Annotated in this window: 13 protein-coding genes; 5 read left to right on the plus strand and 8 right to left on the minus strand. The window is 71.1% G+C overall.

What is annotated here, in order from left to right; all coding sequences use genetic code 11:
* Window positions 1-113: 113 nt before the first annotated feature.
* Together ACFRCG_RS23650 and ACFRCG_RS23655 are read left to right on the plus strand one after the other, a co-directional pair.
* On the plus strand, window positions 114-656 hold the full coding sequence (locus ACFRCG_RS23650; RefSeq protein ID WP_380034432.1) for a hypothetical protein: 543 nt from the start codon (window positions 114-116) through the stop codon (window positions 654-656).
* 340 nt (window positions 657-996) lie between these two features.
* Window positions 997-1560 carry a DUF6542 domain-containing protein gene (locus ACFRCG_RS23655; protein WP_380034434.1) on the plus strand — a complete coding sequence of 188 codons (564 nt, stop codon included), beginning with the start codon at window positions 997-999 and terminating at the stop codon, window positions 1558-1560.
* A 128-nt stretch (window positions 1561-1688) separates the two neighbouring features.
* Here ACFRCG_RS23655 and ACFRCG_RS23660 read toward each other — a convergent pair whose 3' ends face one another.
* Complete coding sequence (locus ACFRCG_RS23660) at window positions 1689-2642, minus strand: 4-hydroxy-3-methylbut-2-enyl diphosphate reductase (protein ID WP_380034436.1); 954 nt, start codon at window positions 2640-2642, stop codon at window positions 1689-1691.
* A 138-nt stretch (window positions 2643-2780) separates the two neighbouring features.
* Between ACFRCG_RS23660 and ACFRCG_RS23665 the strand changes: the two genes are divergently transcribed.
* Entirely contained in the window at window positions 2781-3872 is a 1092-nt protein-coding gene (locus ACFRCG_RS23665; RefSeq protein WP_380034438.1) for an acyltransferase, read from the plus strand.
* Window positions 3873-3920: 48 nt separating this feature from the next.
* Here ACFRCG_RS23665 and ACFRCG_RS23670 read toward each other — a convergent pair whose 3' ends face one another.
* On the minus strand, window positions 3921-4961 hold the full coding sequence (locus ACFRCG_RS23670; RefSeq protein WP_380034440.1) for an alpha/beta hydrolase family esterase: 1041 nt from the start codon (window positions 4959-4961) through the stop codon (window positions 3921-3923).
* Between the two features lie 134 nt (window positions 4962-5095).
* Between ACFRCG_RS23670 and ACFRCG_RS23675 the strand changes: the two genes are divergently transcribed.
* Entirely contained in the window at window positions 5096-5542 is a 447-nt protein-coding gene (locus tag ACFRCG_RS23675; RefSeq protein WP_380034442.1) for a (deoxy)nucleoside triphosphate pyrophosphohydrolase, read from the plus strand.
* Window positions 5543-5634: 92 nt separating this feature from the next.
* Window positions 5635-8088, plus strand: coding sequence for a SpoIIE family protein phosphatase (locus tag ACFRCG_RS23680; RefSeq protein WP_380034444.1), 2454 nt, complete (start codon window positions 5635-5637; stop codon window positions 8086-8088).
* Between the two features lie 52 nt (window positions 8089-8140).
* Here the strand turns inward: ACFRCG_RS23680 and ACFRCG_RS23685 are convergent, their stop codons facing one another.
* The 6 genes from ACFRCG_RS23685 to ACFRCG_RS23710 all read right to left on the minus strand — a co-directional run bounded on the left by ACFRCG_RS23685 (window position 8141) and on the right by ACFRCG_RS23710 (window position 14489).
* Window positions 8141-9355: an acyltransferase family protein gene (locus ACFRCG_RS23685; protein ID WP_380034446.1), complete on the minus strand. Its 1215-nt coding sequence runs from the start codon at window positions 9353-9355 to the stop codon at window positions 8141-8143.
* Between the two features lie 99 nt (window positions 9356-9454).
* Complete coding sequence (locus ACFRCG_RS23690; protein ID WP_380034448.1) at window positions 9455-10213, minus strand: succinate dehydrogenase/fumarate reductase iron-sulfur subunit; 759 nt, start codon at window positions 10211-10213, stop codon at window positions 9455-9457.
* A complete protein-coding gene (locus tag ACFRCG_RS23695) occupies window positions 10213-12141 on the minus strand; it encodes a fumarate reductase/succinate dehydrogenase flavoprotein subunit (RefSeq protein ID WP_380034450.1) in 1929 nt (642 codons plus the stop codon). The genes ACFRCG_RS23690 and ACFRCG_RS23695 overlap by 1 nt, the downstream gene beginning before the upstream one ends.
* Window positions 12142-12205: 64 nt before the next feature.
* Window positions 12206-13027 (minus strand): hypothetical protein, encoded by an 822-nt coding sequence (locus tag ACFRCG_RS23700; protein WP_380034451.1) that lies wholly within the window; start codon window positions 13025-13027, stop codon window positions 12206-12208.
* Between the two features lie 4 nt (window positions 13028-13031).
* A complete protein-coding gene (locus tag ACFRCG_RS23705) occupies window positions 13032-13343 on the minus strand; it encodes a hypothetical protein (protein ID WP_380034453.1) in 312 nt (103 codons plus the stop codon).
* Between the two features lie 336 nt (window positions 13344-13679).
* Window positions 13680-14489: a hypothetical protein gene (locus tag ACFRCG_RS23710; RefSeq protein WP_380034455.1), complete on the minus strand. Its 810-nt coding sequence runs from the start codon at window positions 14487-14489 to the stop codon at window positions 13680-13682.
* Window positions 14490-14670 lie beyond the last annotated feature (181 nt).

Below are 14670 nucleotides of genomic sequence, written 5' to 3' on the forward strand. Positions count from 1 at the left end.
GATCGATGTGGCGCGCTGCGGACATACAAGCGCCTCCGGGAAGTGTAGGCGGTGGCCCGCGGCCAGTAGCATCCCTGGTTTCGTACGCCGGACACTCGACGACGGGGACATCGATGAGCCGCACCTCGAACATCAACCTCAACCGCAGGCAGCTGACGGACGGCGTCCTGTGGGAGGCCAAACCCATGCGGATCCTGCTGGTCACCGCGTTCGTCCCGGTGGGGCTCGGCCTGTTCGACCTGGCCGATACGGGCCTGTCGACCCCCTGGAGCGTCGCACTGTGGGGCGGGCTGACCCTGTTCGTACTCCTGGGCTACGCGCTTTATCAGTACCGGAAGTTGTCGATCGGCCCCAACGGCCTGGTCTTCCACGGCCTGTTCCGCACCCGCGGTCTGCGCTGGGAGGAGATCGGCGCGGTCGAGGCGAAGCTCAAGGTCGGCACCGGCGACGCCCCGTGCTACGCGGTGGTGCGCTGCACGATGCGCGACGCCTCCCGGAAGCAGCACACGATCAACTTCCTGGACAAGGACACGTTGGCGTATCTGGCGGTGGACCTGCGCCGGTACGCCGCGCCGCGCGACATCGCGGTCCGGGTGCTGAGCACCGACGAGGTGGTCCGCGCCGTCGACCTCGCGGAGAGCGGCGCCCGGGGGTGACGGCCCACCCGCCCGATTTCGCCCGTCCGCCGAATCGGTCGGCCGATTCCGCCACCGATTCCCGCCCCGCGAGCGTCCTCCCTGGTGAGCCCGCCCGGATCGGGGGCACAAGCACAACGATCCACGACGATCGAGGACGGACAATCGAGGACGGAACGGCGACCGGGCGCACGGTTCGACACGGACGGGGTGAGGTTTTTCGTGTTCTTGGACGGTTTTGACCGTGATGCGGCAATACCTTGTGGGGATGGAACAGCGCAGCCGAGCGGGAGCGCGTCCCGTCCCGCCCCGGAACCCACCGAAGCGGTCTGCCGTGCCGGCGCCGGGACGAGGTGAGCCGGTGCGTCGTCGACCGCCGACCGGACCGCCCCCACCCACCGCGGGCACACCGCCGGCCGAGCGCGGGCCCGTGGAACGCGCCGCCCGGCCCCGACGGGCCCAGCCGCAGCGGGCCGCCCGCCCACAACCACGTCCCGGCCCGTCCCGGCGCCCGCCCGGTGCCTCCGGCGCGTATCGACCGGCCCACACCGGCGGCCTCACCGCCGCGGGCGCGGCCGTGTTCGGCCTCGGCGGCACCCTGCTCGGCGGCCTCGTCGACCACCTGGCGACCGACCGCCTCGGCATCGTGTTCGGCCTCGCGTTCCTGATCAGCTCCGTCTTCGTGGCCTGGAAGGTACGCGCGCAGGACTGGATCGCCGCCATCATCGCGCCCCCGATCGCCTTCGCCGTGACCGTCGCGCTGGTCAGCACCCTCCTCGGCGGCGACACGCACGAGAGCTACCTCACCCGGGTCGGCCTGGACCTGCTCACCGCGCTGTCCTTCAAGGCCGGCCTGCTGTGGGGCGGCACCGCCCTGGCCGCCGTCGTGGTCCTGGTCAAACGCCGCCTGAACGACCGCACCTGAGCACCGGCGCCCGAACCGGAACCGCCCGCGCCCGAGCGGCCCGCCCGCCGCCGCCGGGCCCGCCACCCGAAAGGGCCCGCCCGAGCGCACCCGGACAGGCCCCACACGTCGCGCCCACGCGCCACCGCTCAGGCGTTGCGCAGATCCCGCCGCAACTCCTGCGGCAACGCGAACTGCAACCGCTCCTCGACCGAGCGGTGGATGTGCACATCGCCGAAGCCGCGCTCGGCGAGCCAGGCCAGCACGCCGTCGACCAGCACCTCGGGCACCGAGGCCCCGGAGGTGACGCCGACCGTGCCGACCCCCTCCAGCCACTCCTCCCGCAGCTCCTCCGCGTAGTCGACCAGATACGACGCGCGCGCACCCGCCTCCAACGCGACCTCGACCAGGCGCACCGAGTTGGACGAGTTGGTCGAGCCGACCACGATCACCAGGTCCGACTCGGCGGCGATCTGCTTCACCGCGACCTGGCGGTTCTGCGTCGCGTAGCAGATGTCGTCGCTGGGCGGGTCGATCAGCAGCGGCAGCCGCTTGCGCAGCTCCTTGACGGTGGCCACGGTCTCGTCCACGGACAGCGTGGTCTGGGACAACCAGGCCACCTTCGACGGGTCGCGCACCTCGACGTTGGCGACGTCCTCGGGCCCGTCCACCAGGTGGATGTGGTCGGGCGCCTCGCCGGAGGTGCCGATCACCTCCTCGTGGCCCTCGTGGCCGATCAGGAGGATGTCGTAGCCCTCCTCGGCGAAGCGCACGGCCTCCTTGTGCACCTTGGTCACGAGCGGACACGTTGCGTCGATCGTGCGCAGCGAGCGGGCCGCCGCCTCCTCGTGCACCACGGGGGCCACCCCGTGCGCGGAGAAGACGACCGTGGCGCCCTCGGGCACCTCCGCCGTCTCCTCCACGAAGATCGCCCCACGCTTCTCCAGCGTCTCGACGACGTATTTGTTGTGCACGATCTGCTTGCGCACGTACACCGGCGCACCGTACAGATCGAGGGCCTTCTCGACGGTCTCGACGGCTCGGTCGACGCCCGCGCAGTAGCCCCGGGGGGCGGCGAGCAGGACGCGGCTGGTTGACGACATGGGTCCATCGTACGGGCGCCGATCGATGATCCATCGGCGTCCGAGCGGCAAAGCGCACGTAATAGGGTCCTTTGGTCGGGGCCGGTCGCGGATCTGCCGTACCCGTGCCCGCCCACGCCGTCCACGGGAAGACGTCGGATGCCCTTCAGCTCAGCGGAACGGCCCGAGAACGACACCTCGGCCGATCGGGGACCCGCGAAACGGCGCCGGGTCAGCTGGGATCTGCTGCGGGTGGCGTTCGTGGCGCTGGTCCTGCTCTTCCACGGCACCTACCTGGCCCGCCAGTGGCATCCCGAACTGGTCTCCCGCCCGATCGTGTTCCCGTACCAGATCGGCGCGAGCCTGCTCCTGGTCGTCTCCGGCTACTTCGCGGCGCACTCGCTGCGCCGGGGGGACGTGGTCCGCTGGTGGGTCGGCCGGATGGCGCGGATGGTGCCCGCCTTCCTGGTCGGCGTCCTGGGCACCTCGCTGTTCCTGCGGTTGTGCGCGCCGCCGGGGTGGTACGCGCCGGACCTGCGCGACGTGCTGGCCAATCTGGCCATGTTGTGGAACTGGAAACCGCAGTCCTACACCTATGTGGACGCGGCCTATTGGACGATTCCGCTGCAACTCGTCTGGTTCACCGCGATTTTCGCGTTGTGGCGTTGGCGTCGGGTGCACGGCGACGCGACGGCCCGGGCGTTGTGGACGGTGCTGCTGGTCGAGATGTTGCTGCTGCCGATCCGGCTGCACCTGCAGTCGGAGGCGTTCCGCACCCTCTACGACGGCTTCGGCCTGTACCGCGTGCACCTGTTCGTGGCGGGCATCGTCGTGCACCTGTGGTCGCGGCGGCGGGTGCGCGGCGCGCACGCGGTACTCCTGCTGGGCACCTGTACGTTCGCGCATCTGTGCCAGACCCGGCACGTGTCCTGGAGCGTCGGACTGGCGATCGGCATCGCCGCGATCTGCGTGGCGGCGCTCGGCCCGGACTGGAACCGCTTCCTGCCCGGGTGGGCCGGTCGCGTGCTCGAATGGATCGCCGGCATCACCTACGCGGTCTACCTGGTGCACCAGTCGATCGGCTACGTGGTGATGCGCCGCCTCCAGGACCACGGGGTCGGCGCGTGGGGCCAACTCCTGGCGCTGGGCCTGCTCGCGATCGGTCTCGGCTGGCTGCTCACGGTGCTGGTGGAGCGACCCGCGCATCGGGCGATCATGCGCGGCTTCGACCGGCTGCGCCCGCAGTCCTGAACCCCGACCGCCCCGCGCCGCGGGGCCGCGTCACCGCGAGCAGCCGCCTCACAACGAGTACTTGCTGAAGAAGGCCCACATCAGGTCGTTCGCCGAGATCTCCTGGTTGATCCGCCCGAAGCCGCGCACCTCGACGCCGGCCGCGCCCGGCCAGGTGTGCCCCGCGTCGGACTGGGTGTACAGGACCACCGACGTACCGCCCGCGCAGTCGCCGTACGTCGTGCGCTCCACGTGCCGGGACACGCGTGTGCGCACCGGCTTGCCCGGGCAGCCGTCGATGCCGGCCCAGCGCCGCGCCGCCTCGGGCACCGTGTACGTCCAGCGCGAGGCGGGCCCGCCGTCGTAGGGGTTCGCCTGGTCGGCCAGCCCGTGGAAGGTCAGCACCGGGACGGGCCGGATCGGCCGACACGGCGCCGGCCGGGCCCCGTCCGTGCCGTCCGCGCGCAGACCCGCCACGGGGGCGATCGCCGCTATCCGCCGGCTGAGCGTGCACCCCAGCAGCGACGTCATCCGCGCACCGCCGGAGAACCCGGTCGCGTACACCCGCCGATCGTCCAGGCACAACGAGCGGTCCAGCGCGTCCAGCGCGGCGCCCACGAAGCCGACCTCGTCCCGACCGCCCGCCGCGGCCGGGTGCCCGCCGTACAGCGGCACGCCGGGGATGTTCCAGGCCCGCCCGGGACCGCTGCCCGGATACTTCAGCCCGCCCTCGGGGATCGCGACGACGAATCCGTGGCGCTCGGCCGACGCACCCATCCCGGTGATCGCCATCTGCGCCGCGCCGGTGCTGTTGCTGCCGTGCAGGTTGAGCACCAGCGGCCGGGGATCGGTGCCGTCGTAGCTCTGCGGCAGGTACGCCTGGACCCGAAAGGTCTCGCCGGAGAAGGACACGGGCACGCTCACCCAGCCCTGCCGGTCGCGCCCGTCGCAGCCGACGTCCACCGCGGCGGAGCGGGCCCGCGCGGCGGGATCGTTCGCGTGCGCGGTCAGCCGGGACAGCGCGAACACGGCGAGTACGGCGGCGGCCGCGGCGAATACCGCGAGCGCGCGGCCCACCCCCCGCAGGCCCGGGTACCGGAATCCCGCCACAGCCCACCCCACCTCGTTCGGCGACCCGCGTCCGGATCCGGTCCGTTCGGGAAGCATGTCCCCGAAGACAGACGCTCGCGAACCGACAAAGGTTGCCTGCTGCGGCGCCCGCTCGGCACGTAGAGTTGTCCGCCATGACCGGGACCCGCATCGTCGTCGGCGCCGCGATCCTCCACCGGGGACGCCTGCTGGCCGCCTGCCGCAGCGCGCCCGCCGCGTTGGCGGGCGGTTGGGAGTTCCCCGGCGGCAAGGTCGAGCCGGGCGAGGACGAGACCGCCGCGCTGGTGCGCGAATGCCGCGAGGAGCTGGGCGTGACCGTGCGCCCGGTGCGCCGGTTGCCCGGTGCGTGGCCGCTCGGGACAGGGTACGTGTTGCACGTGTGGCTCGCCGATCTCGTCTCGGGTGAGCCGCGCCCGCTCCAGGACCACTCGCAAGTGCGGTGGCTCGCCCCGACCGCGGTGGCGGACCTGGACTGGCTCGCGGCGGATCGACCGGCGGTGGACCTGGTCGCGTCGGTCATGGGCGAGTCGGCTACCGGAAGGCGGGTCATGGGTGACGAATCGCCACCGATGCGTGGATAAGGTCGACCCGGTCGTGCCCGGGGGCCGGGCTTGAGATGGTGATCATTCGGGAAAACGGTCCGGAGTAGCAGCGACAAAGGAATCCGCCGTCCATGGAGCAGCGCCGAGAAGTCGACCGGAATCCGGGGGACCCGGCCCGGCGCTCGACGGTGCCCGGGTCCCTGTTCGATCTCGTCCCGTCGGCCACCTGGGTGCTCGACGCCGAGGGCCGGATCGTGATGTGGAGCGCCGCCGCCGAGCAGCTGTTCGGCTACCGGCGCGAGGACATCCTCGGCGCCCGTGCGGTCGACCTGGTGCATCCGCCGTTCACCCCCGAGCAGCAGGCGGCCACGACCGACGCGGTGTCCGGCGTCGACGTGTTCGCCGGGCTGTACACGATGCGTCGCGGCGACGGCACGCTGTGCACGGTCGAGTCGCGGGCCGCCTTCGCCGAGGACCTGGACGGCAACCGGTTCGTGCTGATCACCTCGATGGACTCGGCGGTGGTGCACAAGGTCGAGGCCGACCTCGCGATCCGCGAGGCGCTGTTCGACCAGTCGCCGATCGGGGTCGGCATCTTCGACGCCGACCTGCGCTACGTCGCGGTCAACGACGCGCTCGCCGCGATCAACCGCACGCCGGTCGAGGCGCACATCGGGCGCCGGCTCGAAGAGGTCCGCCCCGGGATGGACACCGAGCGGGTGCGCACCATCCAGCAGCGCGTCCTGGAGACCGGCGAGCCCGTGGTCGACTCGCGCATCTTCGGCCCGATCCCCGTCGACGGCAGCCCGCGCACGGTGTGGTCGATGTCGTACAACCGCCTGGAGGCGCCCGGCGGTCGGATCCTGGGCATCAGTTGCTCGCTGATCGACGTGACCGAGCGGCACTACGCGATGGTCAAGGTCGACGCCGCGCGCAAGCGGCTCGCGCTGCTGAACGAGGCCGGCACCCGGCTCGGCGCCACCCTCGACATCCCCCGGATCGCGGAGGAGTTGACCGCGTCGGTGGTGCCCGGATTCGCCGACCTGGCCGCGGTGGACCTGCTGGAGGCCATCGTGCAGGGCGAGGAGATCCCGCCCGGCGCGCACGCCGAGAAGGCCCGCCTGCAGCGCGTCGCCTCACGCGGCGCGCGCCCGGGGCGGTACACCGACGAACTGCTGCGCCAGGGCAGCACGTTGGTCTACGCGGCCGACTCCACGTTCGGCCGCTGCCTGCGCACGGGCGGCTCGTACCTGATGCGCAACGTGCAGGACGAGATGTACGACGAGCTGATCCACGACCCGACCCGGGCCGAGGCGGCGCGGGCCCTCGGGCTGCACACGATGATCGTGGTCCCGCTCAGCGCCCGGGGCGTGGTGCTGGGCACGCTGCTGCTCGGGCGCGGCGAGGGCCGGCCCGCCTTCGACCCCGACGACCTGACCCTGGCCACCGAACTGGGCTCGCGCGCGGCGGTGTCGGTGGACAACGCGCGGCTGTACCACCACCAGCGCGAGACCGCGGTGATGTTGCAGCGCAGCCTGCTCCCGCAGAACCTCCCGGACCTGCCGGGCATCGCGGTCGCACACCGCTACCTGCCGGGCAGCTCCGTCACCGAGGTCGGCGGCGACTGGTACGACGTGATCCCGCTGTCCGGCGGCCGGATCGGGCTCGTGGTCGGCGACGTGATGGGCCACGGGGTGCACGCGGCGGCGGTGATGGGCCAGTTGCGCACCGCCGTGCGCACCCTGGCGGGGCTGGAACTGCCGCCCGCCGAGGTGCTGGGGCATCTGGACGACATCGTGGTGGGGCTCGGGGAACTGCACTACGCGACGTGTGTCTACGTGGTCTACGACCCCGTGGCGCGTACCTGCGAGTTCGCCAGCGCGGGCCACATGCCGCCGATCCTGGTGCCGCCGACGGGTCGGCCCAGGGTGGTCGACAACCCGCCGGGCACCGTGCTCGGCGTGGGCGGATTGGGCTTCGAACAGGGCGACTTCGCGGTCGAGTCGGGCAGCACGCTGGTGCTGTACACCGACGGCCTGGTGGAGACCCGGGACCGCTCGCTCGACGTCGGCATCGGCCTGCTGTGCGACGCCCTCGCGGGCCCGCCGGGGCCCTTGGAGCGCACCGCCGACCGGATCGTCGCGGACGTGCACGAGGAGCCCGGATTCGACGACGTGGCCCTCCTGGTGGCCCGCCTGGACGCCCTCGCCGAGGACTCGGTCGCCTCGTGGTGGTTGCCCGCCGAACCCGCCGTGGTCTCCCGGGCCCGCGAGCTGAGCCGCAAGACGCTCACCGAGTGGGGCCTGGACGCCCTGGTCGACATCACCGAACTGCTGGTCAGCGAACTCGTCACCAACGCGCTGCGCTACGGCGCGGGCCCGATCCGGCTGCGCCTGCTGCGTGGCCGGGCGCTGCTGTGCGAGGTCGCCGACGCGGGCACCACCCTGCCGCGCATGCGCGAGGCCGACGACACCGACGAGGGCGGCCGGGGCCTGCAACTGGTCAACCAGCTCGCCGAACGCTGGGGCAGCCGAAAATCCGGCCACGGCAAGACGGTCTGGTTCGAACTCCCGCTTCCGGAATAGCCGTTGCGGGTGCCCGAATGCACCGACCGCGCCGGTGTAGGCGGCGCTCCCCTCACGCCCGGCGCGGTTCCGGCGCCGACTCGCGCATCCGGGCGATGCCCCGGACCAGGGCCCGGTTCAGGATCCTCGCCAACGGGCGTTCGATCATGCGGTGCAGGAGCCACGCGGCCACGATCATGCCGAGGGTGACCGCGCCCAGGACCACGAAGGCCGAGCGGCCCGGGCGGTCGAGGGAGTGGATCAGGGTCCAGCCGATGTTCTCGTGGAGCAGGTAGAGCGGGTACGTGAGGGCGCCGAGAGTGGTCAGCCCGGACCAGGTGATCCGGTCCAGCAGACCCAGCGCGAGGGCGATCATCACCGCGTGGAAGGCGGTGACCACGCCCATGCAGATCGTCGCGGACAGGTGCGGGTGGTTCGCGTCCACCTGGCGCGGGATCTCCGCGGCGGTCGAGTGCAGGGCCAACAGCCACGACATCCCCACGATGCCCCACAGCAGCGGGTCGGGGCCGAATCGGCGGACCAGGTACAGCGCGACGCCGCCGATGAAGAACGGGGCAAACCTCGGCTGGACGACGGACTCCAGGAGTTCGTCCCCGGTCGAGGTGACCGCCACCGCGGCCACCGTCCACGTCACGCAGAACAGGACCGTGCGCCGGTACGTGACGCCGCGGCCGAACCCGACGACGAGGGCGAAGAGCAGGTAGAAGCGCAGTTCGGCCCACAACGTCCAGTACACGCCGTCCACATGCCGCACGCCCAGCGCCTCGTGCAGCATCGTCAGGTTGGTCAGCACGTCGCCCGGCCTCGGCGCGCCGCGCACCGTCGGCCACAACCTCAGCACCACGGCTGTCGCCAACACCGCCGCCCAGTAGGCCGGGTAGAGCCGGACCACCCGCGAGCGGAAGAAGTCGCCCAGGGTGCGCCCCCAACTGCTCATGCAGATCACGAACCCGCTGATCAGGAAGAACAGTTCAACCCCGAGCCAGCCGTACGCGGCGATCCCGGACACGGTCGGGAAGAGCACCGCCGTGGACTTGCCGTTCCAGGCCCCGTTCCCGATGCCGCCGGCGTAACCGGCGTAGTGGTACAGCACGACCATGAGCGCGGCGAGGAAGCGCAGCCCGTCCAGGGCGGCCAGGCGCCGCGGGGAGGCGGGCGTCGCGAGCGGGGCGGCCGGCGGGCCGACCGGGCCGGGGGCGGTGGCCCCGGCGGCCGGCCGCCGCCTCGCGGAATCCGGGCGGCGGTGCAGCGAGGTGGCGATCTTCACCCTCTCAAAACGCGCGCACCCGTCGATCTGTTGTGCGAGTGGCCGCCTTCGTGCGGGATCGATGCCCGCCCGACCGGCGGCCCCCGCCCCCGCCCCGGCTCAGTCTCCGGACCCCCGCCGGCGGATCTTGTTGCCCAGCCAGACCAGCGGGTCGTATTTGCGGTCGGCGACCCGTTCCTTCATCGGGATCAGCGCGTTGTCGGTGATGTGGATGTGCTCCGGACACACGTCCGTACAGCACTTGGTGATGTTGCACAGGCCGAGCCCGTGCTCCTCCTGCGCGGCCTTTTGCCGGTCCGCCACGTCCAGGGGGTGCATGTCCAACTCGGCGATCCGCATCAGGAAGCGCGGGCCGGAGAACGCCGCCTTGTTGTCCTCGAAGTCGCGGATGACGTGGCAGGTGTTCTGGCACAGGAAACACTCGATGCACTTGCGGAACTCCTGCGAGCGCTCCACGTCGACCTGCTGCATCCGGTACTCGCCCGGCTTCAGCCCCTCCGGCGGCGTGAACGAGGGCACCTGCCGGGCCTTCGCGTAGTTGAACGACACGTCGGTGACCAGGTCGCGGATCACCGGGAAGGTGCGCATCGGGGTGACCGTGACCACCTCGTCCGGCGCGAACGTGCTCATCCGGGTCATACACAACAACCGCGGCCGGCCGTTGATCTCCGCGCTGCACGAACCGCACTTGCCCGCCTTGCAGTTCCACCGCACCGCCAGGTCCGGGGCCTGGGTGGCCTGGAGCCGGTGGATGATGTCGAGGACCACCTCGCCCTCGTTCACCTCGACCTTGAAGTCGCGCAGCTCGCCGCCCTCGGTGTCGCCGCGCCAGATGCGGAAGTCCGCCTTGTGGGCCATCAGCCGTCCTTCCCGGGAAGCTCCGCGTCGGTGAGGTACTTCGTCAGCTCGTCCCGCTCGAACAGCTCCAGCAGGTCGGCGCGCATCGGCACGGCCTCGCTCCTGGTCAGCCGCACGGACAGGGTCTGCGCGTCGGGGTCGACGATCGAGCACGCCAGCACCACCCGACGCCACTCGGCGGACATCGCCGGGAAGTCGTCGCGGGTGTGCCCGCCGCGGCTCTCCTGCCGCTCCAGGGCCGAGCGCGCCACGCACTCGCACACCAGGAGCATGTTGCGCAGGTCCAGGGCCAGGTGCCAGCCCGGGTTGTACTGCCGGTGGCCCTCCACGCCCGCCTTGGCCGCGCGCGCCTTGAGCTCCTCCAGGCGGGTCAGCGCCTCGGCCATCTCGCCCTCCCGGCGGATGATGCCGACCAGGTCGTTCATGGTCTGCTGGAGCTCCTGGTGGACCGTGTACGGGTTCTCCGCGCTCTCCACGGCGAACGGTGCCAGTGCCTCGGCCTCCGCCGCCTCCAGCTGCTCCTGCGGGGCCTCGCGCCGTGCCTCGCCGATCTCCTCGGCGTAACGCGCCGCGTGTTCGCCCGCCCGGCGGCCGAACACCAGCAGATCGGACAGCGAGTTGCCGCCGAGCCGATTGCTGCCGTGCATGCCGCCGGCGACCTCGCCGGCCGCGTACAGGCCGAGCACGCCCGGGGTGGCCGCGGTGTCCGGGTCCACCGCGATCCCGCCCATCACGTAGTGGCAGGTCGGACCCACCTCCATCGCCTCGGTGGTGATGTCCACGTCGGCCAGTTCCTTGAACTGGTGGTACATCGACGGCAGTTTGCGGCGGATCTCCTCGGTGCCGCCGGCCATCCGGCCGACCACGGTCAGGAACACCCCACCGTGCGGTGAGCCCCGACCGGCCTTGACCTCGGAGTTGATCGCCCGCGCCACCTCGTCCCGGGGCAGCAGCTCGGGCGGGCGCCTGTTGTTCTCCTGGTCGGTGTACCAGCGGTCGCCCTCGGCGGGGGTCTGGGCGTACTTCTCCTTGAAAACGTCCGGGATGTACCTGAACATGAAGCGCTTGCCCTCGGAGTTGAGCAGCACCCCACCGTCGCCGCGCACCGACTCGGTGACCAGGATCCCCTTCACCGACGGCGGCCAGACCATCCCCGTCGGGTGGAACTGGACGAACTCCATGTTGATCAGCGGCGCGCCCGCGAGCAACGCGAGCGCCTGCCCGTCGCCCGTGTACTCCCACGAGTTCGAGGTGACCTTGAAGCCCTTGCCGATCCCGCCCGTGGCCAGCACCACCGCCGGCGCGTCGAAGACGGTGAACCGGCCCGACTCACGCCAGTAACCGAACGCGCCCGCGATCCGGTTGCCCGCCTCGGAGCCGGCGTCGGGCACGGTCAGCAGCCGGGTGATCGTGCACTCCTGGAAGACCTTCAGCCGTGCCTCGGGGTCGCCGAACTCGCGTTCGTCCTCCTGCTGGAGCGCGACGATGCGCTGCTGGAGGGTGCGGATCAACTCCAGTCCGGTGCGGTCGCCGACGTGCGCGAGGCGCGGATACTCGTGGCCGCCGAAGTTGCGCTGGCTGATCCGGCCGTCGGCGGTGCGGTCGAACAGCGCGCCCCAGGACTCCAACTCCCAGACGCGGTCCGGGGCTTCCTTGGCGTGCAGCTCGGCCATCCGCCAGTGGTTGAGGAACTTGCCGCCGCGCATGGTGTCGCGGAAGTGCACCTTCCAGCCGTCCTGCGAGTTCACGTTGCCCATCGAGGCGGCGATGCCGCCCTCGGCCATCACCGTGTGGGCCTTGCCGAACAGCGACTTGCAGACCACGGCGGTGCGCAGGCCGCGCGTGCGGGCCTCGATGGCGGCCCGCAGTCCGGCGCCGCCCGCGCCGATCACGACCACGTCGTACGAATGACGTTCCACTTCGGACACGAGTGCCACTCCTGTACTGGGCTGGGACGTTGGTGCCGGGGCGAGGAACCGTGCGGGGGATCGCTCAGAAGAAGCGGGGATCGTCGAAGGCCCCGCTCGCGACCAGGTACACGTACAGGTCGGCGAGCGCGACGCCGAACAGCGAGGCCCAGGCCAGTTCCATGTGCCGGCCGTTGAGCCGGCTCACGAAGCCCCACAGGCGATACCGCACGGGGTGCTTGGAGAAGTGCTTGAGCTTGCCGCCGACGATGTGCCGACACGAGTGGCACGACAGCGTGTACGCCCAGATCAGCAGCACGTTCGCCAGCAGCACCAGGGTGCCGAGCCCCATGTGCCCCCAGGCGCCGTGCTCGTCGCGGAACGCGATCAGCACGTCCCAGGTCAGGATCACCGCCACCACCGCCGCGAACCAGAAGAAGTAGCGGTGGATGTTCTGCAGGATCAGCGGGAACCGGGTTTCGCCCGAGTACGAGCCGCGCGGCTCGGGGACCGCGCACGCCGACGGCGACGCCCAGAACCCCCGGTAGTACGCCTTGCGGTAGTAGTAGCAGGTCAGCCGGAAGCCGAGCGGGAAGATCAGGATCAGCAGCGCCGGGGACAGGCCCCACCAGTCGCCGAACAGCGGCGCGTTGGCGCTCATCGGCATGCTGTCGCACTCGGACGCCAGACAGGGCGAGTAGAACGGCGACACGTACGGCTCGGCGAAGTAGTCGTCGTTCGCGAACGCCCGCCAGGTCGAGTAGACGATGAACGCGGACAGGATGGTCACGGTCACCGCGGGCGAGAGCCACCAGCGGTCCGTGCGCAGATGTCGCGCCGGGATTTGCGCGCGGCCCGGCGCGTTGGTGCCGGTGCTGCCCGCCGGCCCCGTCGTCCCTGTAGCCAAGACGTCACCTTCCTGTCCGGCGCTGCGGTCGCATGCCGCCCACGCCTTCGTCGTCCGCGTCCGCGAAGATGACCGGGTCGTACGGCAGATCGGACATCACTTCGGTCGGCGTCGGGACGGGCACGACCACGGGTTCGGCCTCGGCGATCGTCTCGCCCACGAAGCCGAGACTGCTCCGAGCCCGCTCCACGTCGTCGCAGAGCCGACGCACGCCGTACGTATCGCCGAGAGTGCGGCGCAGAGCGCGCACCGCCCGTGCCAGTTCGTCGAGCCTGCGCCGGGCAAGGGCCAGGTCCTCGTGCGCCCGAGTCGTCAAGATCGCGCTCACCTCCTGCTTTTCCGGCGCCACGTCGTCGGGGGCCGGGGGATGGGGATGGTGTTGCGGACTTGCCATGGATTCCCGAGGTGGGAACGTCGGCAGTCTGGCGCGAACGATCAATCGATGGAAAGTGTTTCGCGGATCTCGTCGGTCACAGATCGGGAAAACATGATCGGGAATGGAAAGATCACCGGAATTCGATCTTCGAAAAACAAGATCGAATTCCGGTGATCAGGGGGGATGGGCGATAAAGATCCTCGATCGGGCGGGCCGATCGAGGTTTAACGATCTTGTCGACGACCGCCGATCGCCGGATTCGGCGATCGGGCGGACTCAGCGATCGTCGAGGCGCATCGTGGCGGCCGGGCTGGATTCCACCCGGGCCCGGGTCGCGGCGATCCGGGGGCGGCCGGGAAGAATACGTTCCGCCTCGGCCAGCGCCTCCCGGGCGGAGACGATGTCGCCCTCGGCGCATACACACAGCGCGAATGTGCACAATGCGTCGGCATGCCCGGCGCGGGATGCCCGCTTTTCGGTGTCCACCAGGCGTTTGGCAGCACGTACCGCTTTCGCGGCGTTTCCGTGCAACACCATCAGCAGCGGTTCGTCGTCCTCGGCCTCGAAGCGGATCGTCGCGCCCGAGGGGTGCCGGTACGAATCGCCCGGCTTGCGCAGCGCCTCCTCGGCGGCGGCCAGGTTGTCCGCGAGCGGCACCGTGCCCATGATCAGCGCCTGCACCATGACCTCGCCGAACAGCGCGCGGGTGGTGTCCCAGGCCGGATGGCTGGGGCCGATCCGGTCCAGATAGGCCCGGGCGACCGCGGCCGCCGCGGCGTCGTCGGCGTGCGCCTCCAGGGACTGGACACGCGCGAAAGTGCGATAGGGCTCACTTTCCGGCCCGTCGGGGATCAGATCCGCCAATTGTTCGACCAGCGCGACATCTCCGTCGCGATAGGCCTCGGTGGCCCGCTCGTACAGCACCCGCGCCCGCCCCTCGGGGGTGCCCTGATCCGACGGGGCGGGCGTTTCGTCCGCCCCCATATCGGCCGGAACGGGCCCAAAGGTTCCGTCCCGCCGTTCCGCGGCCCGCCGGGACCACCGCTTGCGGATGCGTTCGTTGAAGGACTCGCCAGACTCGCTCACACCTACGGATTGTGCCCTGTACGCCCCCCGAACGGCTTCTCGCGGGCGCCGGCACCGAGCGGCGCGCGTTACTCCCCGTACGATTGACCTTGGCGCCGAGGAGGCAGGCCGGTTCGCGCGATGCCCATCGCACGACCGAGGAGGCCCGCGGTCGCCGGCCGTCCGTAGCATCCCCGACCGA

Source organism: Embleya sp. NPDC056575 (genome assembly GCF_042793325.1).
Classification (GTDB): domain Bacteria; phylum Actinomycetota; class Actinomycetes; order Streptomycetales; family Streptomycetaceae; genus Embleya.